We start from the raw sequence: 24,281 nt of genomic DNA, 5'->3' as shown, positions 1-24,281 counted from the left end.
GAGCCGTTCTCCTACTGTGGGCGATACTGGGTTTGAACCAGTGACCTCTTCCGTGTCAAGGAAGCGCGCTCCCACTGCGCCAATCGCCCGTGCTTGTTGCCGAGGTGGGGACGGGATTTGAACCCGCGTACACGGCTTTGCAGGCCGTTGCCTCGCCTCTCGGCCACCCCACCGAGGTTGCCCCCGTCATGCGTGGCGGCAGCTCCGAGCGGACGACGGGATTCGAACCCGCGACCCTCACCTTGGCAAGGTGATGCGCTACCAGCTGCGCTACGTCCGCACGCCTCCCGGACGTTCCCGGGTGACGGATGAGAACTTTAGCCGAGCCCGTGTTTGACTGCCAACTCGGGGTCGCCTCGGCGCGTCTCGGGTGGCCGGGGCTGGACCGGAGCCACTCCCGACAGGCTTCCTAGGGGGCTGATCTGGTGCGCGATTTCGACGCCGATCGTCACCCTCCGACATCACTATGCAATGATCGTCATCAGCACGTCGCATGGTCGACCATCGACGTCTCCTCGCCCCGCCACCGGGCTGCGGACCTCGGCGAACACTCTCCGTGGAACGACCGACGGCACCCGGAGGAAGTGTCCGGCTTCCGACTGTCACTGCGTGGATCGGCGCGTGGTGGTAACTGTTCGTGTTCAGTCGGATGGGCTACGGTAACGGTCGTGACGAGACGTGCGGCCGAAATCCGCCTGGATGCCCTGCTGCGCACCGCCTGCGACGTGATCGTGGAGCGCGGTCTGGCCAACACCCGGACGGCGGACGTGGCGAATGCCGCGGGCGTGAGTCAGGCGTTGGTTTTCTACCACTTCGCCACCAAGGAGCGGTTGCTCGCGCAGGCCTTCGCCTACGCGGTCGAACAGGACCTGGCCCGGCTGGACGTGGTGACCCGCTCGTCGGCCCCACCGCTGACCAAACTCCGCCGGATCCTCAAGCTCTACACCCCGGCCGGGCGGGCGACCTCCTGGTCGATGTGGATCGACGGCTGGTCCGAGTCACTGCGTACCCCCGAGTTGGAGAAGGTCTCCCGCCGGCTCGACCTGCGCTGGCGGCAGGACCTGGCCGCGGTGATCACCGCCGGGGTGGCCGACGGCACCTTCCAGTGCGCCGACCCCGACGGGGCCGCCTGGCGGATCAGCGCGGTGATGGACGGCCTTGCCGTCCAACTCGCCGTGCACGACCGGGTGATCTCCCGCCGGCAGTTCGGCGAGTGGGTCCGGCTGGTCACCGCCCGAGAGCTCGGGCTGGACCTGGCCGACCTGGACTGAGCTGGGTGACCAGCACCGATCCCCCGCACCAGGCCGGGCAAAACGGGCTCGGCCCGGCCCGCCGACCGGAACAATCGGCAGCATGGATCTCCTGGAGGCGTACCGTCGGAGCCTGGCCGAATTCGTCGACCGGGTGGACCAGATCGAGCCCGGCCAGTGGTCCGACCCGACGCCCTGCTCGGACTGGGACGTCCGCACGCTTGTCAACCACGTCGTGACCGAGGACCGGTGGAGTGTTCCGCTGCTCGCCGGCCGAAGCATCGACGACGTCGGCGACCGGCTCGACGGCGACCAGCTCGGCGCCGACCCGATCGCGACGGCCCGGGAGGCCGCCGCGCAGGCCGAGATCGCCGCCACCCACCCCGGCACGATCGACCGGACCGTGCACCTCTCCGCCGGCGACACCCCGGCCACCGAGTACCTCCAGCAACTCCTCGCCGAGCACCTCGTGCACGGTTGGGACGTGGCGGTGGCGATCGGCGCGCAACCGCGCCTCGACCCGGACGCGGTGCACGCCGCCGCCCAGTGGTTCGCCGGCCAGATCGACTCCTACCGGCGCAACAACCTGGTCCACACCGGCGTCCGGGTGCCCGACGACGCCGACGAGCAGGACCACCTGCTGGCCGCGTTCGGCCGCGACCCCGAATGGGCACCGAGCGCCTGACCACGCAGAGCGTGCGGAGCCCGCTGACCACGCAGAGCGTGCGGAGCCGCCTGACCACGCACCGCGTGCGGAGCCCTCGACCACCCGCAGCGTGCGGAGCCCGCTGACCACGCAGAGCGTGCGAAGCCGCCTGACCACGCACCGCGTGCGAAGCGCCTGACCACGCACCGCGTGCGGAGCCCTGACCACGGCGCGGCCGGCCCAGGCGTTGAGCTCCCCTCTCACGAGTTATCTCGATCTCTTGGTGCGGCGACGGCCCGGGACCTTGCCGCGACCCCGACCGACTGATATCCACAGATGCACATGCGTCACCGCGCTGCGACGGTCGGCGATCGCCGGCCATCTCGCTCCCACGAGGAGGTCCCGTGCCACAACCGGAGTGGTCACCCCCGATGAGCCGGCGTCGACGCCGGCTCATCGCCATCCTGGCGACGACGGCGACGGTCGCCGCGCTGCTCCCCACCGGCGTGAGCACCGCGGCCCCCACCGCCGGGGCGGCGTCCGAGCGCCGATCCGGACCGTTCGCCGAGGGGCACGCGCCCGCCGACGCCGACAACCGCACCGGTACGGCGGCACCAGACGCCCGCCAACGCGGCCTGGCTCGCGCCGTCGACCCCGACGTCCGGTGGAACCGGCTCGGCACCCCGCAGGCGCTCGGCCCCGGTCGCACCCCGCTCGCCAGCGGGCTGCCCGCCGACCCGGAGGCCGCCGCCCGCGCCTACCTGGCCGCCAACCGCGACCTGTTCGGCATGGACGCCGCGGCGGTGGCCAGCATGGAACGGGTGCTGGTCCGGCCGATCGGCAGCGGCACCGTGGTCACCCTCCGGCAACGCTTCGGCGACCTGCCCGCCGGGCCGGACGGCCTCGTCACCCTCGCGGTCGCCGACGGCGCGGTGCTCTCGGTCAGCTCCTCGTTGGCCCGGAACACGGGCGCACCAGCGCCGGCCACCCGCACCGCCGAGCAGGCGTACGCTGCCGCGCTCGCCGACGCCAAGCTGACCGCCGGCGCGGTGGCCAGCCACACCATCCGGTCGGTGGCCGTGCCCACCCCGTTGGACGGACCCCGGGCCGCCTACGAGGTCACCATGATCGGCGCGGACACCGAGCATCCGGCCGCGTTCACCAGCTACGTCGATGGCGGCACCGGGCAGGTGCTGGTCCGTGAGGACCTCGTCGACTTCGACTCCGACAACCCGAGCTGGGCGGTCTTCCCGGCCACCCCGCCCCGCGACCTCGGGCCCGGGCAGGACCCCCGGGTGCGCTGGTGCGGCGACCCGGCCCCAGGCTGCCAGGCGGCCTTCCGCGACCCGGCCACCGGCCAACCGTGGGACGTCGACGCGGCCACCGGCACACCGACCTTCACCTCGCGTGGCAACTCGGCCAACACGGTGTTGTCCTGGGGTGCGAGCACCCCTGTCGTTCCGGCCCCCACCAGCCCGGAACGCCGCTACGAGTACCCCTTCACCGACCAGTGGCACCAGGCCCGGTGCAACCCGGGGGTGTTCACCTCCGCCCAGCGCAACGACGCGGACGCGTCGATCGCCAACCTCTTCGCCATGCACAACCGGATGCACGACTGGTCGTACCAGTTGGGCTTCACCGAGTCGGCGTGGAACCTCCAGGCGGTCAACCTCACCCCGTCCGGGCTGGGTGGGGACGCCGAGCAGGGCCGGGCCCAGCAGGGCGCGCTGAGCGGCAACCGGAACAACGCCAACCAGGGCACCGGGCGCGACGGGCTGCCGCCGACCACGAACATGTACCTCTGGCAGCCGCAGGCGGGCGGGCCGTACCCGCCGTGCGTGGACGGCGACTACGACATGACGGTGATCGGCCACGAGTACACCCACGCGATCACCAACCGGATGATCGCCGGCCCGGACAGCGGGATCAGCGGCCACCAGGGCGGGTCGATGGGTGAGTCCTGGGGCGACCTGCTCGCCGCCGAGTACCTCTTCCAGCACGGGCTGCGCGCGCCCGGCGAGACGCCCTTCATCACCGGCGGCTACGTCACCGGCAACCTGGTCAGCGGCATCCGCAACTACGACCTGAGCCGCAGCCCGCTCAACTACTCCGACATCGGCTACAACACCGCCGGCCCGGCCGTGCACGCCGACGGGGAGATCTGGGGCGCCACCAACTTCCGGGTCCGCTCCGCCCTGGTCAAGCGGTACGGCCTCGGCACCCCGCAACGGCAGCTCGACTGCGCGCAGGGCAAGGTCGCGGCGGATCAGTGCCCGGGCAACCGACGCTGGTCACAGCTGGTCTTCGACTCGTTCCTGCTGCAGGCCGCCAGCCAGGTCAGCATGCTCGACATGCGGGACAACATGCTCACCGCCGACCTGCTCCGTTTCGGCGGCGCGAACCAGGACCTGATCTGGGCCGAGTTCGCCCGCTCCGGAATGGGCCGGGACGCCGTCACCAACGGCGCCGGCGACACCGACCCGACGCCGAGTTTCGCCTCGCCGCGCGGTGGCAACGCGACGCTCACCCTGCGCCCGCGCGGGGACAGCGCCGACGCGCCGATCCGGGTGTACGTGGGGGCGTACGAGGCGCGGGCCGTGCCGGTGGCCGACACCGACCCGGCGACGCCGATCCCGGACACCGTGGAGCTGGTGGCCGGCACGTACGACCTGCTCGCCGTGGCTCCCGGCTTCGGGCACCAGCGGCTCAGCGTGGTCGCCAAGGCCGGTCAGGAGGGTTACGTCGACCTGCGGTTGAGCCGCAACCTCGCCTCCACCGCGTCCGGCGCCACGGTCACCGGCGACGGGGTCAACCTGGACCGGGTCGTCGACGACACCGAGGCGACGAACTGGGCCTCCCTGGACGGGGTGGCCGGTCGGCAGCTCACCGTGGCGCTGCCGGGGGACGCCCCGCAGACGGTCAAGCGGGTGAACGTCAGCGCGATGCTGCGCCCGGCGATCACCGGCGACGCCGACACCGGCGCGCAGAACGCGCTCAGCGCCCTGCGCTCGTTCGCGGTGTCCGCCTGCAACGCGACGACCACCGACTGCGCGGACCCGACGCGTTGGCAACGCATCTACACCAGCGCGGGGGACGCGTTCCCCGGCGGGGCGTACCGGGCGTACAGCCGCGACATCAACCTCCGGACGTTCGCGGTGCCCACCACCCTCGCCACCCACCTGCGCCTCGAGGTGCTGGCGAGCCAGTGCACCGGCGGCCCGAACTACGCCGGCGAGCAGGACGACGACCCGGCCACGACGACGGACTGCGCGACCGCCAGCCCGGCCCGGAGCCAGGTCAGGATCGCCGAGTTCCAGGCGTTCGCGAAGTGACACCGTGGGGCCGGCGGGTGACCGTCGGCCCCACGGCCCCCGATCAGCGGTGCGCCCGGCGCCAGGGGTCGGCGGCGGCCGGGCGCTCCCAGCGCCGGTCCACCGGGGGGTCGTCGGCCTCGTCGGCGTCCCCGGCGGCGGCCCGGGTCAGGTGCCGCAGTCGCAGCAGCAGCCCCATCCCGAGGAAGAGCAGCAGTCCGCCGAGCAGGAACGCGAGCTGCACCACGCCGAACGCGCTGGATTGCGAGACCGGACGGCTGGCCGCCGGAGGCGCGGCGTCGGCCGGGTACTCCGCCACCGGCTCCTCCGTCGCCGTGGTCTCGCCCTCGGTCGGCGCACTCGCGGATTCGGTGGGCTCCGGCGGGGTCGCCGTCGGCTTCGGTGTGCCGGTCGGGGCGCCGCCCACCCCCACCACCGAGCGGGTGGCGGTCTGCCGGGCCAGCAGGCGCAGGTTGGCGTCGTACGCCTCGGCGGCGAGGGTGACCCGCCCCTGGGTGACGTCCTCGGCGAAGGCCACCCGGTAGCGGGCCGTGACCGTGCGGCCCGGGCAGAGCGTGCCCGGGTCGAGTTGCCGGTCGGTCAACCTGGCCACGTCACCCTCGGTACGGATCTCCAGCGGGAAGTCGCCGGTCTCCTCCACCCGGTCCATCTTGACCTGGTCGAGCCGGAGGCCCCCCTGCACGCTGAGCACCATCGACCAGCGCACCTTCGCGCACCCGGCGCGTCGGTCGGTCTGGGACACCACCGCGGAGATCGTCCGCACCTGCTCGCCGGCGGTGAACCGCCCCGGCAGCCCACTCATCTCGGTGGTGAAGGCCGCCTGTGCCGGGGCGGCCACCGCCAGCTCCACCCCGCTCAGACAGGCCAGCACCACCCCTGCTCTCAGCGCATACCGCCACACCGTCACCACCGCCGCCCTCCGTTCGGTCGCCTCCACCCCGCAACGCTAGAAGCGGGGCACCGGCCCGACCAGACGGGTGTGTTCGCACCGGACGGCAAGGACGGAGGGGGTTTTCACCGACCGTGGTGAACCGGTCACCACTCCCCCGCGACACGCCGGGATTCGGGCCGCTGGGAGAATCACGTGGTGTCCGAGCTCTCCAGCACGTTCGTCCGGCTGCACGCCCGGCTGGCCCCGGTTCCCTTCGTTCCCGAGGTGCGGCTGCACCAGGCGGACGAACCGATCGGGCTGTGGGAGCTGACCGAGGGCGAGTTCTCCACCGACCGGCCGCCGCCGTTCTGGGCGTTCGCCTGGGCCGGCGGGCAGGCCCTCGCCCGCCACGTGACCGACCACCCGGAGCTGGTCGCCGGCCGCCGGGTGCTCGACCTCGCCTCCGGCTCCGGCCTGGTGGCCATCGCCGCCGCCCGCGCGGGCGCGGCGTCGGTGCGAGCCGTCGAGGTGGACGAGCTGGCGGTCGCGGCGGTCGCCCTCAACGCCGAGGCCAACGGGGTACGCGTCGACGCCGAGTTCGGCGACATCCTCGACGGCGACGCCGGGGACGCCGAGGTGGTGCTCGCCGGGGACGTCTTCTACAGCGACGCGATGGCCCGCCGGGTCCTGCGGTTCCTGCTGCGCGCCACCCGGGCCGGCGCGCCGGCGCTGGTCGGTGACCCCGGCCGGGCGTTCCTGCCCCGCGACCGCTTCGACGAGGTGGCCGCGTACGACGTGCCGGTGCCGGAGGCGTTGGAGAGTGTGCGGGTGAAGCGCACCACCGTCTGGCGGCTGCGGGCCGGGCTGCCGGGGGCGTCCGGCTAGCGTGTCCGGGTGCTGTTCCGCAGCTGGGCGCAGGTTGCCGACCCCGCATGGCCGGACGTGGCCCGGGTGCCGGACCACGTCGGCGGCACCCACCTGGTCGTGACCCGGCACGCGCTGGTCCGTCAGGTTCTCGCCGACCCGGTCACCTATCGGCCGGACAACGCGCTGGACGCGGTGACTCCGATGCCGGTGACCGCGCTGCGGGTGCTCGCCGGGCACCGGTTCCGGCTGCCGCCGACCCTGGCCAACAACTCGGGCGTCAGCCATCCGCAGATCCGGGCGATCGTCGCGGAGGCGTTGCATCCCGCCCGGGTCGCCGCGCAGCGCCCCTGGCTCGCCGCGCTGGTCCGGGACCGGGTCGCCCGGATCGGCGCCACGCTCGACACCGGCGCGCCGGTCGACCTGTACGCGGACCTCGCCGCCGACCTGCCGCTGCTGGTGCTGGCCCGGCTGGTGGAGTTGCCGGACGCGCCGGTCGGCGCGGTCAAGGACTTCGCCCGCGCCGCGCTGGAGTTGTTCTGGGCGCCACTGGACGCCGACCGGCAGGTGGCGCTCGCCGCCGAGGTGGGCCGGTTCCACCGCGTACTGCGTGACTTCGCGGCCGTCGGTGGCGGGTTGGCCGCCGACCTGCGCGCGGCCGGGCACCCGCCGGACGTGGTGGTCGGCGCGCTCTTCTTCCTGCTGGTCGCCGGGCAGGAGACCACCTCGCAGTTCCTCACCCTGCTGCTGCACCGGCTGGCCGGCGAGCCCGCGGTGCGGGCCGGCCTGCGCACCGGCGAGGTCGCGGTGGCCGACGTGGTGGAGGAGGGACTGCGGCTGGAACCGCCGATCGTCACCTGGCGGCGGGTGGCGACGACGGCGAGCACGCTGGGTGGCACGGCGGTGCCGGCGGGCAGCAGCGTCGTGCTGTGGCTGGGCCGCGCCGGTCGGGACCCGGCGGTCGTGGAGTCGCCGGACGAGTTCCGTCCGGCCCAGCGTGGGTCACGCCGACACCTGGCGTTCGGGGCGGGCGCGCACCGCTGCGTCGGGGACGTGCTGGCCCGGATGGAGGCGGCCGTGGTGGTGGCCGAGGCCGCGCCGCTGCTGGACGGGGTGACAGTGCTCCGCCCGCCCTGGTGCCCGGACAATCTCACCTTCCGGATGCCGGACGCGTTCGTGGTCCGCCGATCCCCCGGGACACCGGGCTGACCGGATCCTGACATCCGCTCGGTATGTTTCCGGGCGTGTCAGCCATCCCCACCCGTCGGATCCCTGTCGTCGTAACGCTTCTGGCCCTGCTGGCGTTGACTGCCTGCACAGTCGGTCCGGGCCACGCGGCCCACGCCCGGCGGATCACCGCGGCCCAGCCGACCCCGTCCGCCCCGGCTCCGACCCCCTCGGCCTCGCCGTCGGCGACCGCGAAACCCGCGTTCAAGAGCCTGGCCTGGTACGTGTCCCAGGTGCCGACGTTTCCCGAGGCGCCGCTGCCGCTGCCGGTGCCGCTGCCCACGACCGGTTCGGCCCCGTTCTGGCACCGCCTGCCGACCGACCAGAAGGTCGCCTTCATCACCATCGACGACGGTGGGCTGGCCCGCCCGCCGGGGGTGATCGACTTCGTCCGGGAGGCGCGTATCCCGGTCACGATGTTCCTCAACTCACCGGCGGCGGCCGAGCACACCGACTACTTCCGGCAGATCGAGGCGGCCGGCGGGGTCGTGGAGAACCACACCATCCGGCACACGTCGCTGGCCGGTCGGTCGTACGCCTATCAGAAGCAGGAGATCTGCGGTGCCGCCGACCGGCTGGAAGGGCTGTTCGGCAAGCGGGCCACGCTGTTCCGCCCGCCGTTCGGCGAGTACGACAGCACCACGCTGAAGGCCGCGCACGACTGCGGCGCGAAGGCGGTCTTCCACTGGACGGAGACCGTCCACGAGGGGAAGGTGCGCTACCAGACCCCGGAGAAGGTGGTCCGACCCGGCGACGTGCTGCTCATGCACTTCCGACCGGCGCTGATGGACGACCTGCTCGCGGCGTTGAAGGCTATCCACCGGGCCGGGCTCACCCCGGCACTGCTGGAGCAGTACGTACAGTGATCAGCCCGCGACCGACCTGACGAAAGTCAGGGGTGGGTGGTGCCGTTCGGCCGCAGTGGGACGACAGGTCGCTCGCCTAGCGTCAGCGCATGATCACATTACGTGGGTTGACGAAACGGTTCGGGTCGACCGTCGCCGTCGACGCCCTGACCGTCGACATCGCCCCTGGCCGGGTCACCGGCTTCCTCGGCCCCAACGGCGCCGGCAAGTCCACCACCATGCGGATGATCCTCGGGCTGGACCGTCCCACCGCCGGGCAGGCACTGGTCGGCGGGCGCGCGTACCGGGAGTTACGCCGACCGCTGCGCGAGGTGGGCGCGCTGCTCGACGCCCGGGCCATCCACCCGGCCCGCTCCGGCCGGGCGCACCTGCGGGCCATGGCGCACAGCAACGGCATCCCGACCCGCCGGGTCGACGAGGTGTTGGACACCGTCGGGTTGGACGGGCGGGCCGCCGGTAAGCCGGGGCGGACGCTCTCCCTCGGCATGGGCCAACGGCTCGGCATCGCCGGCGCGCTGCTCGGCGACCCGCCGGTGCTGATGTTCGACGAGCCGGTGAACGGCCTCGACCCGGACGGGGTGCGCTGGGTGCGGCAGCTGACGCGCTCGTTGGCCGACGAGGGGCGGACGGTCTTCGTCTCCAGCCACCTGATGAGCGAGATGCAGCTCACCGCCGACCAGCTCGTGGTGATCGGCCGGGGACGGCTGCTCGCCGACGCGCCGATCGGCGAGGTGATCGCCCGCAGCACGGTCGCCGTCCGGGTCCGCAGCCCGCACCCGGACGGGCTGGCCGCCCTCACCGCGCGCCTCACCGCCGCCGGGGCGACAGTCGAGGCGGCCGACCGGAACGAGCTGACCGTCACCGGCGTCACCGCGGACCAGGTCGGGGACCTGGCCCACGAGCTGGGGGTACGACTGCACGAGCTGAGCGCGCACGCCGCGTCGTTGGAGCAGGCGTTCATGGAGCTGACCGCCGACAGCGTCGAGTACGCAGGTGGTCCGACCGAGGGTGGGCAACGATGAGCACGCAGACCGACGCGGGCACCCGACCCGCCAACACGCCGGCCGCCGGTGCCCCGGCCACCTTCCGGGGGGCCGTGGCCGCCGAGTGGACCAAGCTCTCCTCGGTGCGGAGCACCTGGTGGACCGCGCTGGCCGGTCTGCTGGTGATGGCAGCCAGCGCCGGTCAACTGGCCATCTACGCCGCCAACGACAACACCAATGACGACCCGACCGACGACCGGGGGATCGTCACCGTCGGCAGCGTGCTGATCGGCTCGGTCGAGCTGACCCAGTACGTGGTGCTGGCGCTGGGCCTGCTCGCGATCACCGCCGAGTTCACAAGCGGCACCATCCGGACCACGCTCCAGTGCACCCCGTCCCGCGGTCGCGTGCTGCTGGCCAAGGCCGCGGTCGCCGGCACGGTCACCTTCGCGCTCGGGCTGCTGCTCGGCGGCGTCGGCGCCCTGGTCGCCCGGCCGGTGCTCGGCGAGTGGGGCAGCGCCCCGGCCGCCGGCACGATCGGTGACATCGTGGCGGTGGCGGCGTACCTGGCGCTGGTCGGTGTGCTCGCCCTGGGCCTCGGCGCCGCGCTACGCAGCGCGGTGCTCACGCTCACCGTGCTCCTCGCCACCCTGATGATCGTGCCGCTGTCGTTGCAGGAGCCGGACATCGAGGTGCTGAACCGAATCGCCGACGTGTTCCCCGGCGTGGCCGGCGGGCACTTCCTGGCCGGCGACACCGAGCCGTACCCGCCCCTGGTCGGGCTGCTCCTGCTCGCCGGGTGGGCCGCCGCGGCACTGCTGCTGGGCCGGGCCGCCCTGCGCCGCCGCGACGCGTAAGACGTGCGGCTGAGCGAGGGTTTCGGCCCCCGCTCAGCCGTCGACCAACCCCGCCTCGTACGCGAGGATCGCCGCCTGCACCCGGTTGCGCACATCCAACCGGGTGAAGATGCTGGTCAGGTAGCTCTTCACGGTGCCCTCCACGAGGTGCAGGCGGCGGGCGATCTCGGCGTTGGAGAGGCCCGCCCCGACCAGGGCCAGCACCTCCCGTTCCCGCTCGGTCAGCCCGGCCGTGCGGTCCCGGGCGGCGGGTCGACGGGCCATCCGGTCAGCCCCCAGCTCGATCACCCGGCGGGCCACCCTCGGCGACAGGTACGCCCCACCGTCGGCGACCGCGTGCACACCGGCGATCAGCTCACGCGGGTCACCTGCCGTGAGCAGGAACCCGCTGGCACCGTGCCCGAGCGCCCGGGCCACGTGGTCGTCCTCGCCGAACGTGGTCAGCATGATCGTCGCGGTGTCCGGCACGACCCGCCGGATCTCGGCGGCGGCGGCCAACCCGTCCAGCCGCGGCATCCGGATGTCCAGCAGCGCGACCCGGGGTCGGTGGGCACGGACCAACTCCACCGCCGCGTGCCCGTCGCCGGCCTCGGCGACCACCTCGATGCCGGGATCGCTGGCGAGGATGGCCCGGACACCGGCCCGGATCATCGCCTCGTCGTCGGCCAGCACCACCCGGATCGGCGGTGCACCCGTCGTGTCGGTGTCCACTAGACGATCCGCTCCTTGCTGACCAGTCGACCATCGGTGAAGCAGAGCCGCCAGGTCGGCTCCGCGAGGGGAAAGTTGCCGTCGGTGTAGTACTCGCAGCCGGCCCGGTCCACCGGCGTGGGGCGTTCCAACTGCCGCCGGGGCAGCCCGACCAGCTCCGACCGGGTCGCGCCGACGCGCATCTGGTCGAAGGTGGCGCGGTCCAGCACCGTCCCCGCGGTCGCCACCGGGTAGTAGACGAACGAGAGCACCAGGGCGAAGCCGACAGGCGCGACGAGCGCCACCAGCAGGCTGCGCCGAACCCGCCGCCGGGCGTCGTGCAGCCGCCGCTCGGCGTCCACCGGCCGCTCCACCGGACCGGGCCGCTCGTCGGGCCAGGACGTCAGCCCGGCCTCGGCGGCCGACCCGATCGCCTCGGGCGGCGGCGCGGTGGCTGGCAACACCGCCCGTACCGTGAACCCGCCGTCGGCCCGGTGGCCGGCCTTGAGCGTCCCACCGGCGAGGCGGACCCGCTCGGCGAGGGCGAGCAGCCCACTGCCCTGCGACGGTGGGGCGGGCAGCGGCCCGGCGGCCGGAGCGGCGTTGACGACTGTCACCTCGACCCGGTCAGCGTCGCGGATGAGACGCACGTCGACCGGGGCGCCCGGCGCGTACCGGGCCGCGTTGGTCAGCGCCTCCCGAACGATCCGGTGCGCCGCGTGACCGGTCATCGCCGGTAGGTCCGCGACCGCCGGGGCGGCGTCCAGCCGTACCGCCATGCCGGCCTCCCGGGCACCGTCGACCAGGTCGGCGACGGTCTCCCCGCTCGGCCGCACCGACCCGCCCGCCTCCTCGCGGAGCACCCCGATGATCTCGTGCAGTCGCTCGGTGGCGGCAGAGACGCTGGCCCGCAACTCCCCCGCCGCGGCCCGGTGCCTGTCGTCCAGGTCGGCGGCGACCTCCAGGGCGGCGGCGCGCAACGCGATAAGGCTGAGGTCGTGACCGAGCGAGTCGTGCATCTCCCCGGCGATGCGGGCCCGCTCCCGCAGTCGGATCCGCTCGGCGGTACCCCGCTGCTCGCGGGTCAGCGCGTCGACGTGCCGGCGCCCGGCGTCGGTCAACTCCTGCTGCTGGCGCCGGTACCGGCCGACCAACCAGGGGAACACGGCGGCGAAGAGCAGCACCGAGGCGAGCAGGAACCAGGTGGCCGCGCCGGCGCCGAGCAGCCCCAGGTTGAGCGCCGTGCCACCGGCCGTGATCAGCACGAAGGCCATGATCGCCGGACCCACCGTGGGGCTGCGCCGCCCGGCGAGATAGCTGAAGACCGGAATGGCGAAGACGAAGTTGCCATCGAACAACGACCCGAGCACCACCAGCACCAGGGCGACCAACGGCCGGCGTCGACCCGCCGCCACCGCCACCCCGACCAGCAACAGCTTGCCGACCAGCAGCGGCACCGTGTACCGCGAATAGGGCGGGCTGGCCTCGGCGTAGCCGACCGGGGCGGCCATCACCGCCCAGAGCAGCACGTCCAGCAGCAGGCGACGCCGCCGGTGCAGCCAACCCGGCGGCGTGGAGTCGAGGATCCGCACGGCGGTCAGGCTACCCACGCCCGACCTGGGCGGACACCGACGAAAGTCAGGTGTTCAGCCGCTCTCCTCGGCCCAGACCCGCCAGTCGTCGAGCACGCCGTGCAGGGCCGGGGTGAGCCAACCCGGCGCGGAACGCCGGAACACACCCGGGTCCATCGCGCCCGCGCCGTCGGGCAGCGCGCCCAGCAGGTTCGGCACCAGATCGGTGAGGTTCGTCCAGTGCACCAACTCCGGCCGGGCCGGCCAGGCACCGATCACCACACCGGCCGGCACCGCCCGGCGGTCCAGCGCCTCCAGGGTCAACGCGGTGTGGTTGAGCGTGCCCAACCCGGCGCGGGCGACCACCACCGCCGGCGCTCCCAGCGACACCGCCAGGTCGGCCATCGTCCACGGCTCCCCCGACGGCCGCAGCCCCATCGGCACCAGCAACCCGCCCGCGCCCTCGATCAGCACGAGGTCGTGCTTGTCGGCCTCCGCGCGGACGGCGTCCACCGCCGTGTACAACTCCAGCGGCGGCAGGTCGGCGACCCGCGCGGCGGCCAACGGAGCCAGCGGGTCCGGGTAGCTGGCCAGGGTCCGACCGGTCAGCGGCGCAGCCAGCCGGTTCACCGCGTCCACGTCGCCCGGCTCACCGCCGGCCGTACCGGTCTGACCCGGTTTGACCACCGCCACCCGTAATCCGGCAGCCTGCGCGGCGGCCGCGATCGCCGCGGTCACCACCGTCTTGCCGACCTCGGTGTCCGTCCCGGTAACCAGAACCGGCCCCGCCCACGCGGTCATGGTGCCATCTCGGTTCGCGACTGCGGGGCTCGCAAACCCGGCTCACTCCTCGCGCTCACGGTGCCACCTCGGTTCGCGACTGCGGGGCTCGCAAACCCGGCTCACTCCTCGCGCTCACGGCGCGCAGTCCACGATGACGTCCAGCGCCCGCTCGAACGCCGCCCGGGGCACCCCCGCGCTGACCGTGATGCGCAGCCGGGAGCGGCTGTCCGGGGTGGATGGTGGCCGGAAGCAGCCCACCGCGACGCCCCGGTCCCGGCAGTCCGCGGCCCAGGCGGTCGCCGCCTCCGGCCCGGGGGCGGTCACCGAGATCACCGCCGCGTCCGGGGCGGAGACGGTCAGCCCGGCCGCCCGCAGTCGACCAACCGCCAGCCCCACCCGGTCGGACAACTCGGCGCGCCTGTCGTCGCCGGCCTGGGCGAGCCGCAGCGCGGCGTGCACACCGGCGGCGACCGCCGGCGGGAGTGCCGTGTCGAAGATGAACGTGCGCCCGGTTTCGACCAGGTGCCTAACGAACTCGGCCGGACCGGCGACAACGCCACCCGCGCCACCGAGCGCCTTGGACAGGGTGGCGGTGACCACCACGTCCGGCTCGCCGGCCAGCCCGGCGGCCGCCACCGCGCCCGCGCCGGCCGGGCCAGTCAGGCCCAGCGCGTGCGCGTCGTCGACCAGCAGCAGCGCGCCGTGCCGGCGGGCCACCGCGTGCAGCCGAGCCAGCGGGGCGAGGTCGCCGTCGACCGAGAAGACCGACTCGGTCACCACCACCGCCGGGCGGCCGGGAGCGGCAGCGAGCGCGGCAGCGACCGCGTCCACGTCGGCGTGTGGGGTGACCACCGTCTCCGCACCGGAGAGGCGGCAGCCGTCGATCAGCGACGCGTGGTTGTGCGCGTCGGAGACGAGCAGCGTTCGAGGTTGGACGAGCGCCCGCAGCGCACCGAGGTTGGCCAGGTAGCCGGAGGAGAACACCAGGGCGCCGTCGGTGCCCAGCCAGCGGGCCAGGTCCTCCTCCAGCACCCGGTGCGCGTCGGTGGAGCCCCGGACCAGGCGCGACCCGGTCGCCCCCAGCCCGTACGCCGAGAGGGCCGCCGTGGCCGCGGCGGTGACCTCCGGGTGGGTGGCCAGGCCGAGGTAGTCGTTGCCGGCCAGATCGGTCATCTGATCATCGGCGGGACGCGGGTGCAGTCGCCGGGTGAGCCCGGCCTTCGCCCGCAGCTGTGCGCGGCGGTCGAGCGCCGCCAGCCAGTCCGCCACCGTAACCCTCCCCCGCTGTGCGTGCCGGTCAGCCCGACACCCGCCGGGCGAAATTACCACCCGCCACCATCGGTCCGACGAATCCACTCGGTGTGAGCTGCCCACCAACTGCCAGGGCATTCCGGCTCGACCGGGGGCCCTGTCACAGGCCTAGTAGGGTACGAGCCATGCCAGAGATCCTCGACCAGGCCCGGACCCAGGTCCTGGGTGACGGTGTCGGCCTCGATCAGGCCGCCATCCTCGCCGTGCTGAACCTGCCCGACGAGCACCTGCCCGCCGCCCTCCAGCTCGCTCACGACGTGCGGATGCGCTGGTGCGGCCCGGAGGTCGAGGTCGAGGGGATCGTCTCGCTCAAGACCGGCGGTTGTCCGGAAGACTGCCACTTCTGCTCGCAGTCGGGTCTGTTCACCTCGCCGGTGCGCTCGGTCTGGCTGGACATCCCGTCGCTGGTCGAGGCGGCCAAGCAGACGGCCGCGACCGGGGCGACCGAGTTCTGCATCGTCGCCGCGGTCCGCGGTCCGGACGCCCGGCTGATGAAGCAGATGCGCGAGGGCGTCGCCGCCATCAAGGCGGCTGTCGACATCCAGGTCGCCGCGTCGCTGGGCATGCTCACCAAGGAGCAGGTCGACGACCTGGTCGACATGGGCGTGCACCGCTACAACCACAATCTGGAGACCTGCAAGTCGTACTTCCCCAACGTGGTCACCACGCACTCGTGGGAGGAGCGCTGGGAGACGCTGCGGATGGTTCGCGACTCCGGCATGGAGGTGTGCTGCGGTGGCATCCTCGGCCTCGGCGAGACCGTCGAGCAGCGGGCCGAGTTCGCCGCTCAGCTGGCCGAGTTGAACCCGCACGAGGTGCCGCTCAACTTCCTCAACCCGCGGCCGGGCACCCCGCTCGGTGACCGCCCGGTGGTGGAGGGCAAGGACGCGTTGCGGGCCATCGCCGCGTTCCGGCTGGCCATGCCGCGCACCATCCTGCGATACGCCGGTGGTCGCGAGATCACCCTCGGCGACCTGGGCACCCGCGACGGTTTGCTCGGCGGCATCAACGCGGTGATCGTCGGCAACTACCTGACCACGCTGGGTCGACCGGCGACCGCCGACCTGGAGCTGCTGGACGAGCTGAAGATGCCGGTCAAGGCCCTGTCCGCGACCCTCTGAGCTGAACCGGTGAGGACGACGTGACCGAGGTTGTGGCAGCGCAGCGCTGGTGTGACCGCTGCGGCGAGGACGCGTCGGCCGCCGGGCACGAGTCGTGCGCGGCGGCCCGGGCGCTGGAGCCGCCGCGCTACTGCCCAGCCTGCCGACGCCGGATGAAGGTGCAGGTGCTGCCGGTCGGCTGGTCGGCGGTCTGCGTCGAGCACGGCGAGAGTCGGGGCTGAGCCGATGCTGCGTGGGCATGCGGTGACCCTCCGACCGGCGACGGTCGCGGACGTGCCGGCCCTCGCGGCCATCCGGGCCGACCCGGAGGTACGCCGGTGGTGGCGCGGCGGCGACGACCTCACCGCCGCCGTCCACGCCGACCTGGGCGACGAGGACCTCGCCCTGTACGCCATCGAGCACGACGGCCGGGTGGTCGGCGCGATCCAGTGGCACGCCGAACCGGACCCGGACTACCGGCACGCCAGCGTGGACATCTTCCTCGACCCGGCGGTGCGCGGCGCCGGGCTCGGCGTCGACGCGATCCGCACCCTGGCCCGGCACCTGATCGACGAGTACGGCCACCACCGGTTCACCATCGACCCGGCCGCGGCGAACAGCGCGGCCATCCGGGCGTACGCGAAGGTGGGTTTCCGTCCGGTGGGCATCATGCGCCGCTACGAGCGCGGCGAGGACGGCCGCTGGCACGATGCCCTGCTGATGGACCTGCTCGCCGACGACCTGACCGACTGAATCGGAGGGGCGTACCCGGCACCGCATGGTGCCGGGCACGCCCCGGTTATCCGTGGAGGGAGTGACGCCTAGCGCTGGAGGGTCAGCACACCCGGCCGCCACGGCAGCCGGTTGTAGTCGCCGCTCGCGTTGGGGTCCTTGCCCTGGTACAGCAACTGCAGGTTGCAGGCGTCGACGGTCTTGGTCTGGTCGGGGTTGGTGCGGACCAGGTCACCGTGGCTGATGTCGTTGGTCCACGTCGCGCCGCTGTTGGCCTTGCCGGCGAACGGGTTGCTCTCGCTGGCGGCCTGCGGGGTCCACGAGCCGCCCAGGCTGCTGGACGTGAACGACCGGAAGTAGCGTTGCCCCTGGCTTCCGATCGCCTCGACGATCATGAGGTACTGGTTCTGGCCCTGCACCTTGTAGACCTCGACGCCCTCGAACAGGTTGTTTGTCGAGTCGGACATGACAGTCGTGTAGCTCGAGCCGAAGCTGCCCGGGAAGTTCCCCAGCGGCATGCTCGACCGGTAGATCTTGCCGTTGTCCCCGGCGAAGAACAGGTACATGTTCTGGTCGTCGCCGATGAGGGTCTGGTCGATCACGCCGTACGGAGCGTCGGGGAGGTTGGCGGTGGACAGCGTCTGTGCCGCGGACCAGCCGTTGGCGTTCGTCGGGTCGCTCGACGTCTTGTAGCTGAACGAGGTCGGCCCCCACTGGTACGCCAGCACCCAGATGTTCTTCGGGGCGAAGTACAGCAGCGTGGGCGCCACGGTGCCCTGACTCATTCCGGTCTGGCCGGCCGAGGCCATGTCGGACCAGTTGGTGAACAGGCTGAAGTTCATCGAGCCGTACGAGCCGCCGCTGTTGACGTTCGACGCGTAGACCAGGTGCTTGCCGTTGTAGACCACGTTTGTGAAGTCCTTGACCGAGAGCCAGCCGTTCTTCGGGCTCGTCAGCGCGCCTGTTGACGACCACCGGTAGGTCGACGGGAGCGCGCAGCCGCCCGGCGGCGCCGTGGTCGGCGGCGTTGACGTCGGCGGCGTCGTGGTCGGCGTCGACGTCGGCGTGGCGCCGCCACCGAAGTCGGTCCGCCACTGCTGGTTGGTCTGCCCGTGGCAGTCGTACAGCTGAACCTGCTGGCCGTTGCCGGTGCCCCAGACGTCCAGGCACCGGCCGGACTGCACGCCGCTGATGGTGCCGTTGGAGTTGACGTTCCACTGCTGGTTCGGCTGGCCGTTGCAGTCCCAGATGATGATTCCGGTGCCGTTCGCGGAACCCGCGCCGTTCGCGTCGAGGCACTTGCTGCCGTAGACCCGCAACTGCTTGCCGGCGGTGTACGTCCACTGCTGGTTCGACTGACTGTTGCAGTCGTAGAGCTGGACCCGTGTGCCGTTGGTCTGCGTGGCGTTTGGCACGTCGATGCACCGGCCAGACTGCACCCCGGTGATCCGGCCGGAGCCGCCACTCGGCGGCGGGCTCGTGGTCGGGCTCACCGTCGGGGTCACGGTCGGGGTCACGGTCGGCCCCGAGGTCGGAGGGGCCGCGTTGAGCGCGTTGAGGACGGAGTTGTAGGCGGCCTTCTTGTTGCCACCGCCGTCGAAGAGCAGCGGGTTCTCGTTGGAGCGCCAGGAGTCGCTGTCGCGTACGCCCCAGACGGTGATGCCGATGCAGCGCGGCACGTTCAGGCACGTCTGGGTCAGCCCGGCGTACTGGGTGGTGGAGGAGTTGGTGACGTCGACCTCGGTCAACGCCACGTCCACGCCGAGCGCGGCGAAGCTGGACAGCGTGGTCTGGAAGTTGCTCGGCAGCGAGCTGCCGCCGGTGAAGTGGGTCTGCAACCCGACGCAGTCGATCGGCACGCCACGGGACTTGAAGTCCTGGATCATGCGGTAGACGCCCTGCGTCTTGCCGTACGACCAGTTTTCGATGTTGTAGTCGTTGTAGCAGAGCTTGACCGACGGGTCGGCCGCCCGCGCGGTGCGGAACGCCACCTCGATCCAGTCGTTGCCGGTGCCCTGGAGGTTCGACTGACGACGGCTGCCGTCCTCGTTGAACGCCTCGTTCACCACGTCCCACGCGGCGAGCTTGCCCCGGTAGTGGCCCATCACGCCGTTGATGTGGTCGATCATCGCCTGACGCAGGCTGCTGCCGTTCAGGCTCTGCATCCACCCCGGCTGTTGCCCGTGCCAGGCCAGGGTGTGCCCACGGACCTTCAGGCCGCGCTGGGTCGCCCAGTTGTAGATCTGGTCACCGGAATTGAAGTTGAACTGGCCCCGCTGGGGCTCCGTCGCGTCCGGCTTCATCTCGTTCTCAGCCGTGATCATGTTGAACTCGCGAGCGGCGATCGTACTGTACGTCGAGTCGCCGAGCCGGCCTGCCGCGATGGCGGTGCCGAAGTACCGGCCCGACTGCGCGGCGGCCGCGCCGAGCGTGGTCGCGGCGGCGTTTGCCGAGGGCATCATCACCGCCACGGCGGCCACAGTCACGACGCTGAACGCGCCGGCGAGCAGCGCTCGGACGGCGGGCGATCGCCGTCGCCGAGTCCTGCCGGGATAATCGGTTGGGCTCATTGCCATCTCGGCCTCCTTATTGGCCAACACCCGGGCCGCCGAGGCGGGACGACCGGAGGTCTCGGTAGGGGGGAAATCTAACTCCATCGATGCTTACACACACGCCGGTCCGGTCAATGATGTTTCGGAAAAGTTTCGGAACCACGCTGGGCCGGCCGGCGACCGCGCATCTGGACCTGCTCCCCGACGACCTCCCCGACTGACGTCGACCCGCCGAGGTCAGCGGCGCCGAGGCGCCCGCCGGGCGGCGTTGGTGGCGAGCACCCCGGCCACCAGCGCGGTCAGCACCCCGACCAACTGGATCGCCTGTCCGGTCGCCACGTCGGCCCCGTGCCGCCCGAGCAGGTTGTCCACGCCGGTCGGGCTGATCGCGAACCCTACGGCCACGAACAGGCCCAGCAGCGCGCCCACCGCGGGCGACAGACGCCACGGGGCGAGCGCGACGAAGAGTGCGCCGGCCAGCAGGATGATGATCCCGGGCGGTACGGCGATGGGGAACTCGACTCCGGCGGCCCACAACACGCCGATGCCCGCGGCGCCGACGACGAGACCGGCGATGGTGAACGTCCGTGCGGTGACAGTCATACCACCACGATGGTCCGACGCCTGCCGGTTGGCGTCCGCCCCACGCCGTCATCCCGGGTACGACGGTGCGCGTACTCCGGGCACGGATCGTGGACAGTTTCCGTCAGCGCTGACGGAAACTGTCCACGATCTCGAACGTTCGAAGCCTCAGGCCACGGTGCAGGCGGTGTTGTTGACGGTGAAGGCCGTGGGCTTCGGGTTGGTGCCGGTGTGGTTGCCGTTGAAGCCGAAGCTCACCGACGCGCCCGGCGCGATCGTGCCGTTGTAGGACAGGTTCGTCGCGGTGACCGCCGCGCCGGTCTGGCTGACCGCTGCCGACCACCCCTGGCTGACGCTCTGCCCGGCGGCGAAGGAGAACCGCAGCGACCAGCCGTTGATCACGGTGGTGCCGGTGTTGGTGATCGACACGTTGGCGGTGAAGCCGCTTCCCCAGTCGGTGGTCGCGTACCCCACCGTGCAGGTGCCGCCGATCGGCGGAGCCGCGGTGGTCACCGCGACCGGGGCGGACGCCGCGGAGGTGTTGCCGGCCGCGTCCACGGCCACCACGTAGAACTGGTACGCCGTCGAGGCGGTCAACCCGGACACCGCCTGGGTGGTGCCGGTGGGCGAGCCGACCAGCACGTCGGTGGCGCCGGCCTCGCGGTAGACCCGGTAACCGGTGACGCCCACGTTGTCGGTCGACGGGGTCCAGGCCAGGGTGAGCCCGGTGGCGGTGACCGCCGAGGCGACCGGAGTGCCGGGCGTGCTCGGCGCGGTGGTGTCGGCCGAGCCGGTCGGCGGTGTGGTCACGGTGAGCACCGGTGAGGCCGCCGACCTGTTGCCCGCGCCGTCGCGGGCGACGACCGCGAACTCGTACGTGTGCTCCGGCAGCAGCGTCGAGATGGTGAGCGAGGTGCCGGTGACGGGCCGGTTCAGCACCGTGTCGCCACCAACCTGGATTTCGCGGACGTCGTAGCCAGCCAGGCCGCTGCCACCACTGTCGGTGGACGCCGCCCAGGTCAGGGTGACCGAGCGGGGCGCGAGGCCGGACGCGACAGGCTTGCCCGGGACGCTCGGCGCGGTGGTGTCCGGCACCGACGGTCCCGGCTCCTCGCCCCAGACGCGTGTGGCGCCGGAGTAGAGCGGCACCTTCCGGTTGGGCCCGGCGGTGGCCTGGTAGGACGGGTCGTTGGTCGGGTCCCAGGTGCCGCCCTCCGGTACGCCGACCTTGAACTGGACCTCCATCCGGTGCTGCGACTGACCCGCCGGGGCGATGGTGTACCCGGCGCAGTCCACCTCGACGTACCAGATGTCGCCGCTGAACTGCTTGGCGGTGGTCGGGGACGGGCAGCCCTGGGTGTAGCCGGCGGTGACCTGCACCGGGCCGGTGCCGTCGGGCCGGAAGTAGTAGCGGAACCGGCCGTCGGTCAACGCGCGGGCCGGGAACGCGGACTTGTTGTAGACCATCACCTTGAGCCCGGTGGCCCGAGGTTCGGCCTGCGTCACAGTGGTCTCCACTGTCAGCTCGTCGATGTCCGGCGTCTCGGCGACCGGGAAGTTCGCCAGCGGCGTGCCGCCGTACTCGGAGGTCAGCCGGACCAGCGCGGACGTGAAGCCGGCGTTGTAGTCGGTGGCTACCTCGTTCATCACGTAGTCCGACCGGCTGTCGCTGTACGCGTCGTTGGCCGAGGACGGGCCGCCGACCAGCGCGCCGTAGAGGGTGTGCCGGGTCTCGACGGGCACGGTCTGGCTGTCCCACCAGGAGCCGTGCGCGGTGCGGTGGTGCGGGTTCTTCGGCGAGTTGGCGCCGAATCCGATGACGTAGCTGGAGTTGCGCGGGTTGTCGCCGAGCGCGTAGTTGATCTGCCGGACGGCGAAGTCGTGGTAGCGCGCCTTGCGGGTGGTGTCGGTGGTCTTGTCGCTGTAGACCAGCGCGGCGAAGGACGTGTTCGCGGCGTAACGCAACGCGCCCCAGGAGTCGAGCACCGCCATCCCACCTGGTGAATACGGAACCCGCTGCCCGTTCACCCCGACCGTCCAGTAGTCCAGCCAGCGGTTGGCGTCGTCCACGTACTTCTGCTTGCCGGTCAGGTTGGCCAGCAGCACGTACGCCCCGAACTGCTTGTTGTCCCAGGCGATGGTCCACTTGTAGGAGCGGGTGGTGGACTGGTTCTCGGTGTTGAGCTTGTCGTACTCACTCTCGGCCTTGGCCAGGTAGCTGGCCTCGCCGGTGGCCCGGTGCAGCCAGATCGCGGCCCAGACCAGCTCGTCCTGCCAGCCGCTCCACGAGCGGTAGAAGCTCGTGGCGTCGGTGATGCACTCGTGGTAGGACTTCCGCACCGTGTCGGCGAAGGTGTAGAGCTGCCGGGCATGCCCGAGCAGCTTGTCCGCGTACGTCGCGTCGGTGGGCCGGAACACCATCGAGGACGCGGCCATCGCGGCCGCCGTCTCCCCCGCCAGGTCCGCGCCGCCACAGCTCGCATCGATCTTGTACGCGGGCCGCGCCATCGGCATCACCTCGGCCGGGCCCCACCACTTGTGGTCGTCGTCGCCCTTGCCGACCTGCCCGTAGAGGACGTTTGCCGACGGGTGCGCCTTGATGAAGTAGTCGTTGACGAAGCGCAGGTTGTTGAGCAGGTGCGGCAGTTGCCCGGACGCGGTGTAGCCGCTGCGGTACTCGACAGCTCCCCAGGCGAGCATTGTGGCGCTGAACGCCATCGGGAAACCGAACTTGACGTGGTCGCCGGCGTCGTACCAACCGCCGGTGAGGTCCACGCCCGCGCTGGCGCCGTCGGTGAGCGCGCTGTCGCCGCGCCAGGAGACCCGGTTCCAGTCGGGCAGTCGACCGGACTGCTGCGCCTCGTAGAAGAGCAGCGACTTCTGCAACGCCTCGGCGTAGTTGTAGGTCGCCGCCGGCGCAGCGGCGGCGGCGGGACCGGACGGTGGCACGGTCACCGCGAGGGACGCGCCGGTGAGCAGCGCGACGCCGATGGTCAGCAGCCGCCGGGGCCAGGGCTGGTCGGCGGCCGGCGACCGGCCAGGCTGGCCGCTGAACGGCCGGGTCAGGTGGCGCATGGCGGGCTCCTGTCGGAGGCGCCGCCGGCGGTCGCACCGACGCGGGACGGCGTACGGGCGGCAGGGCCACCGGCGACAGCGGGGGTGGCGGTGTGACCACGGAAAGCGATGGAAGCGCTCCCATGGATAACCGACAATGTAATGGGCCGACCGCCCGTTGGGAAGCGTCTCCGCCGCCGGCACCGGTCACCCACCCGCTAGAACTCCACCCCCCGCAGGTAGACCCGCCGCCGGTCGCCGTCGGGCGTCACCTCGACGGTGAGTTCGGTGCCCGGTTTCGGTCTCGACCGAAACTTCAGGTACGCGGCGACGTCGTCCTCGTACCAGCCCCAGTCCGCAGGCTCGTCGCCTCGAAAGGTGAAGGCGATGTCCCGGTCCACGGTCCTGCCGCCCGCCAACCGGTTGTCTCCGAGGAACGTGTCCACGCAGGCGGAGTCGGCCTCGAACGTCAGATACAGGACATCATCGATGTAGTCCCCCGACCAGTAGCGCAGGTCGGCGAGGGCACAGTCGGGCACACGCACCTGGAACTGCTCGAAGATCGCGCCCATCGACCTGTCCCACCGGCTCGACGGATAGGCGCGCCGGTCGAACGGCCCCTTGCCCCACAGCGCCACACCGAGGGCTGCGGCGAGGAGGACGAGCAGCACGCCCGCCGACGTCAGCCTCCGCCGCCAGGTCACCCGCCGCCATCCGGGCCCGGCCCGCTCCGCACGTGACATCGAACTCCCCTGCGCCTGCGTCTTGGACGGCCACCAGGGTCACGGTCCGCCCCCGGATCCCACAGGCTATCGAGTATCGATATAGTCGGCGACCCCTCTCCTCCTGGGCCGGTCGCTGCGCGCGGCCGGGACCGAGCTCGGCGTACGGTCGGGCGATGGCACTGATCGCGCAGCTCTCCCTGGGCGTGTCCGACGCCGAGCGGGCGAGGACGTTCTGGGCCGAGGCCCTCGGCTACCGTCGCCGCGAGCCGGCCCGGCCCTGAGCAG

At 72.2% G+C, this 24,281-nt stretch carries 21 protein-coding genes and 3 tRNA genes; 12 read left to right on the top strand and 12 right to left on the bottom strand.

From position 1 onward, the window contains the following. Positions 1–17 precede the first annotated feature (17 nt). From ACLQ3B_RS31645 to ACLQ3B_RS31635, 3 genes are all read right to left on the bottom strand, one after another. Positions 18–89, bottom strand: a tRNA-Val gene (locus ACLQ3B_RS31645). 13 nt (positions 90–102) lie between these two features. Continuing rightward, a tRNA-Cys gene (locus tag ACLQ3B_RS31640) sits at positions 103–173 on the bottom strand. 34 nt (positions 174–207) lie between these two features. Further along, positions 208–280 (bottom strand) — tRNA-Gly (locus ACLQ3B_RS31635). Between the two features lie 388 nt (positions 281–668). Between ACLQ3B_RS31635 and ACLQ3B_RS31630 the strand changes: the two genes are divergently transcribed. The 3 genes from ACLQ3B_RS31630 (at position 669) to ACLQ3B_RS31620 (ending at position 5,228) form a co-directional block, all read left to right on the top strand. After that, positions 669–1,271: a TetR/AcrR family transcriptional regulator gene (locus ACLQ3B_RS31630; RefSeq protein ID WP_425784332.1), complete on the top strand. Its 603-nt coding sequence runs from the start codon at positions 669–671 to the stop codon at positions 1,269–1,271. A gap of 82 nt (positions 1,272–1,353) precedes the next feature. Then, the gene (locus ACLQ3B_RS31625) at positions 1,354–1,935 is read left to right on the top strand and encodes a TIGR03086 family metal-binding protein (RefSeq protein WP_425784331.1); all 582 of its coding nucleotides are present in this window, start codon (positions 1,354–1,356) and stop codon (positions 1,933–1,935) included. 365 nt (positions 1,936–2,300) lie between these two features. Beyond that, complete coding sequence (locus tag ACLQ3B_RS31620; protein ID WP_425784330.1) at positions 2,301–5,228, top strand: M36 family metallopeptidase; 2,928 nt, start codon at positions 2,301–2,303, stop codon at positions 5,226–5,228. 43 nt (positions 5,229–5,271) lie between these two features. Here the strand turns inward: ACLQ3B_RS31620 and ACLQ3B_RS31615 are convergent, their stop codons facing one another. Then, the gene (locus tag ACLQ3B_RS31615) at positions 5,272–6,165 is read right to left on the bottom strand and encodes a hypothetical protein (protein WP_425784329.1); all 894 of its coding nucleotides are present in this window, start codon (positions 6,163–6,165) and stop codon (positions 5,272–5,274) included. Positions 6,166–6,315: 150 nt separating this feature from the next. Here ACLQ3B_RS31615 and ACLQ3B_RS31610 point away from each other — a divergent pair, with 150 nt between their 5' ends. The 5 genes from ACLQ3B_RS31610 (at position 6,316) to ACLQ3B_RS31590 (ending at position 10,896) form a co-directional block, all read left to right on the top strand. Then, positions 6,316–6,984 (top strand): class I SAM-dependent methyltransferase, encoded by a 669-nt coding sequence (locus tag ACLQ3B_RS31610; protein WP_425784328.1) that lies wholly within the window; start codon positions 6,316–6,318, stop codon positions 6,982–6,984. A 9-nt stretch (positions 6,985–6,993) separates the two neighbouring features. Further along, positions 6,994–8,172, top strand: a complete 1,179-nt coding sequence (locus ACLQ3B_RS31605) for a cytochrome P450 (RefSeq protein WP_425784327.1) — start codon at positions 6,994–6,996, stop codon at positions 8,170–8,172. A 35-nt stretch (positions 8,173–8,207) separates the two neighbouring features. Next, positions 8,208–9,056, top strand: coding sequence for a polysaccharide deacetylase family protein (locus ACLQ3B_RS31600; protein WP_425784326.1), 849 nt, complete (start codon positions 8,208–8,210; stop codon positions 9,054–9,056). Between the two features lie 89 nt (positions 9,057–9,145). Then, positions 9,146–10,078, top strand: a complete 933-nt coding sequence (locus tag ACLQ3B_RS31595) for an ABC transporter ATP-binding protein (protein WP_425784325.1) — start codon at positions 9,146–9,148, stop codon at positions 10,076–10,078. Further along, positions 10,075–10,896, top strand: coding sequence for an ABC transporter permease subunit (locus ACLQ3B_RS31590; RefSeq protein WP_425784324.1), 822 nt, complete (start codon positions 10,075–10,077; stop codon positions 10,894–10,896). Before ACLQ3B_RS31595 ends, ACLQ3B_RS31590 begins: the two co-directional genes overlap by 4 nt. A 33-nt stretch (positions 10,897–10,929) precedes the next feature. On the opposite strand, the gene ACLQ3B_RS31585 is transcribed toward ACLQ3B_RS31590, so the two are convergent. From ACLQ3B_RS31585 to ACLQ3B_RS31570, 4 genes are all read right to left on the bottom strand, one after another. Beyond that, positions 10,930–11,607 (bottom strand): response regulator, encoded by a 678-nt coding sequence (locus ACLQ3B_RS31585; RefSeq protein WP_425784323.1) that lies wholly within the window; start codon positions 11,605–11,607, stop codon positions 10,930–10,932. Continuing rightward, positions 11,607–13,178, bottom strand: a complete 1,572-nt coding sequence (locus ACLQ3B_RS31580; protein WP_425784322.1) for a sensor histidine kinase — start codon at positions 13,176–13,178, stop codon at positions 11,607–11,609. Before ACLQ3B_RS31580 ends, ACLQ3B_RS31585 begins: the two co-directional genes overlap by 1 nt. Positions 13,179–13,232: 54 nt before the next feature. Further along, positions 13,233–13,958: a dethiobiotin synthase gene (bioD, locus tag ACLQ3B_RS31575; RefSeq protein ID WP_425784321.1), complete on the bottom strand. Its 726-nt coding sequence runs from the start codon at positions 13,956–13,958 to the stop codon at positions 13,233–13,235. A gap of 114 nt (positions 13,959–14,072) precedes the next feature. Further along, entirely contained in the window at positions 14,073–15,209 is a 1,137-nt protein-coding gene (locus ACLQ3B_RS31570) for an 8-amino-7-oxononanoate synthase (protein WP_425784320.1), read from the bottom strand. Positions 15,210–15,376: 167 nt separating this feature from the next. Here ACLQ3B_RS31570 and bioB point away from each other — a divergent pair, with 167 nt between their 5' ends. Genes bioB through ACLQ3B_RS31555 form a run of 3 tightly spaced genes read left to right on the top strand, consistent with a single transcriptional unit; the run spans position 15,377 to position 17,104 of the window. Further along, positions 15,377–16,372 carry a biotin synthase BioB gene (bioB, locus tag ACLQ3B_RS31565; RefSeq protein ID WP_425784319.1) on the top strand — a complete coding sequence of 332 codons (996 nt, stop codon included), beginning with the start codon at positions 15,377–15,379 and terminating at the stop codon, positions 16,370–16,372. Positions 16,373–16,392: 20 nt separating this feature from the next. Further along, positions 16,393–16,593 (top strand): hypothetical protein, encoded by a 201-nt coding sequence (locus ACLQ3B_RS31560; RefSeq protein WP_363682414.1) that lies wholly within the window; start codon positions 16,393–16,395, stop codon positions 16,591–16,593. Positions 16,594–16,597: 4 nt separating this feature from the next. Further along, entirely contained in the window at positions 16,598–17,104 is a 507-nt protein-coding gene (locus ACLQ3B_RS31555) for a GNAT family N-acetyltransferase (protein WP_425784318.1), read from the top strand. Between the two features lie 68 nt (positions 17,105–17,172). Here the strand turns inward: ACLQ3B_RS31555 and ACLQ3B_RS31550 are convergent, their stop codons facing one another. From ACLQ3B_RS31550 to ACLQ3B_RS31535, 4 genes are all read right to left on the bottom strand, one after another. Next, a complete protein-coding gene (locus tag ACLQ3B_RS31550; RefSeq protein ID WP_425784317.1) occupies positions 17,173–19,659 on the bottom strand; it encodes a non-reducing end alpha-L-arabinofuranosidase family hydrolase in 2,487 nt (828 codons plus the stop codon). A 213-nt stretch (positions 19,660–19,872) separates the two neighbouring features. After that, positions 19,873–20,238 carry a hypothetical protein gene (locus tag ACLQ3B_RS31545; RefSeq protein ID WP_425784316.1) on the bottom strand — a complete coding sequence of 122 codons (366 nt, stop codon included), beginning with the start codon at positions 20,236–20,238 and terminating at the stop codon, positions 19,873–19,875. Between the two features lie 147 nt (positions 20,239–20,385). Beyond that, positions 20,386–23,292 (bottom strand): glycoside hydrolase family 9 protein, encoded by a 2,907-nt coding sequence (locus ACLQ3B_RS31540; protein ID WP_425784315.1) that lies wholly within the window; start codon positions 23,290–23,292, stop codon positions 20,386–20,388. Positions 23,293–23,489: 197 nt separating this feature from the next. Beyond that, the gene (locus tag ACLQ3B_RS31535; protein ID WP_425784314.1) at positions 23,490–24,014 is read right to left on the bottom strand and encodes a hypothetical protein; all 525 of its coding nucleotides are present in this window, start codon (positions 24,012–24,014) and stop codon (positions 23,490–23,492) included. 155 nt (positions 24,015–24,169) lie between these two features. Here ACLQ3B_RS31535 and ACLQ3B_RS31530 point away from each other — a divergent pair, with 155 nt between their 5' ends. After that, the gene (locus tag ACLQ3B_RS31530; protein WP_425784313.1) at positions 24,170–24,277 is read left to right on the top strand and encodes a VOC family protein; all 108 of its coding nucleotides are present in this window, start codon (positions 24,170–24,172) and stop codon (positions 24,275–24,277) included. Positions 24,278–24,281: the final 4 nt, after the last annotated feature.

Source organism: Micromonospora sp. DT53 (assembly GCF_049841535.1).
In the GTDB taxonomy this organism is placed as follows: Bacteria; Actinomycetota; Actinomycetes; order Mycobacteriales; family Micromonosporaceae; genus Micromonospora.
This window is presented reverse-complemented; position numbering and strand designations above follow the sequence as displayed.

Coding starts and splice junctions, on each gene's coding strand:
- ACLQ3B_RS31540 (WP_425784315.1), bottom strand. CDS start 23,292: ATGCGCCACCTGACCCGGCCGTTCAGCGGCCAGCCTGGCCGGTCGCCG.
- ACLQ3B_RS31595 (WP_425784325.1), top strand. CDS start 9,146: ATGATCACATTACGTGGGTTGACGAAACGGTTCGGGTCGACCGTCGCC.
- ACLQ3B_RS31535 (WP_425784314.1), bottom strand. CDS start 24,014: ATGTCACGTGCGGAGCGGGCCGGGCCCGGATGGCGGCGGGTGACCTGG.
- ACLQ3B_RS31545 (WP_425784316.1), bottom strand. CDS start 20,238: ATGACTGTCACCGCACGGACGTTCACCATCGCCGGTCTCGTCGTCGGC.
- ACLQ3B_RS31530 (WP_425784313.1), top strand. CDS start 24,170: ATGGCACTGATCGCGCAGCTCTCCCTGGGCGTGTCCGACGCCGAGCGG.
- ACLQ3B_RS31625 (WP_425784331.1), top strand. CDS start 1,354: ATGGATCTCCTGGAGGCGTACCGTCGGAGCCTGGCCGAATTCGTCGAC.
- ACLQ3B_RS31555 (WP_425784318.1), top strand. CDS start 16,598: ATGCTGCGTGGGCATGCGGTGACCCTCCGACCGGCGACGGTCGCGGAC.
- ACLQ3B_RS31590 (WP_425784324.1), top strand. CDS start 10,075: ATGAGCACGCAGACCGACGCGGGCACCCGACCCGCCAACACGCCGGCC.
- bioD (WP_425784321.1), bottom strand. CDS start 13,958: ATGACCGCGTGGGCGGGGCCGGTTCTGGTTACCGGGACGGACACCGAG.
- ACLQ3B_RS31550 (WP_425784317.1), bottom strand. CDS start 19,659: ATGGCAATGAGCCCAACCGATTATCCCGGCAGGACTCGGCGACGGCGA.
- bioB (WP_425784319.1), top strand. CDS start 15,377: ATGCCAGAGATCCTCGACCAGGCCCGGACCCAGGTCCTGGGTGACGGT.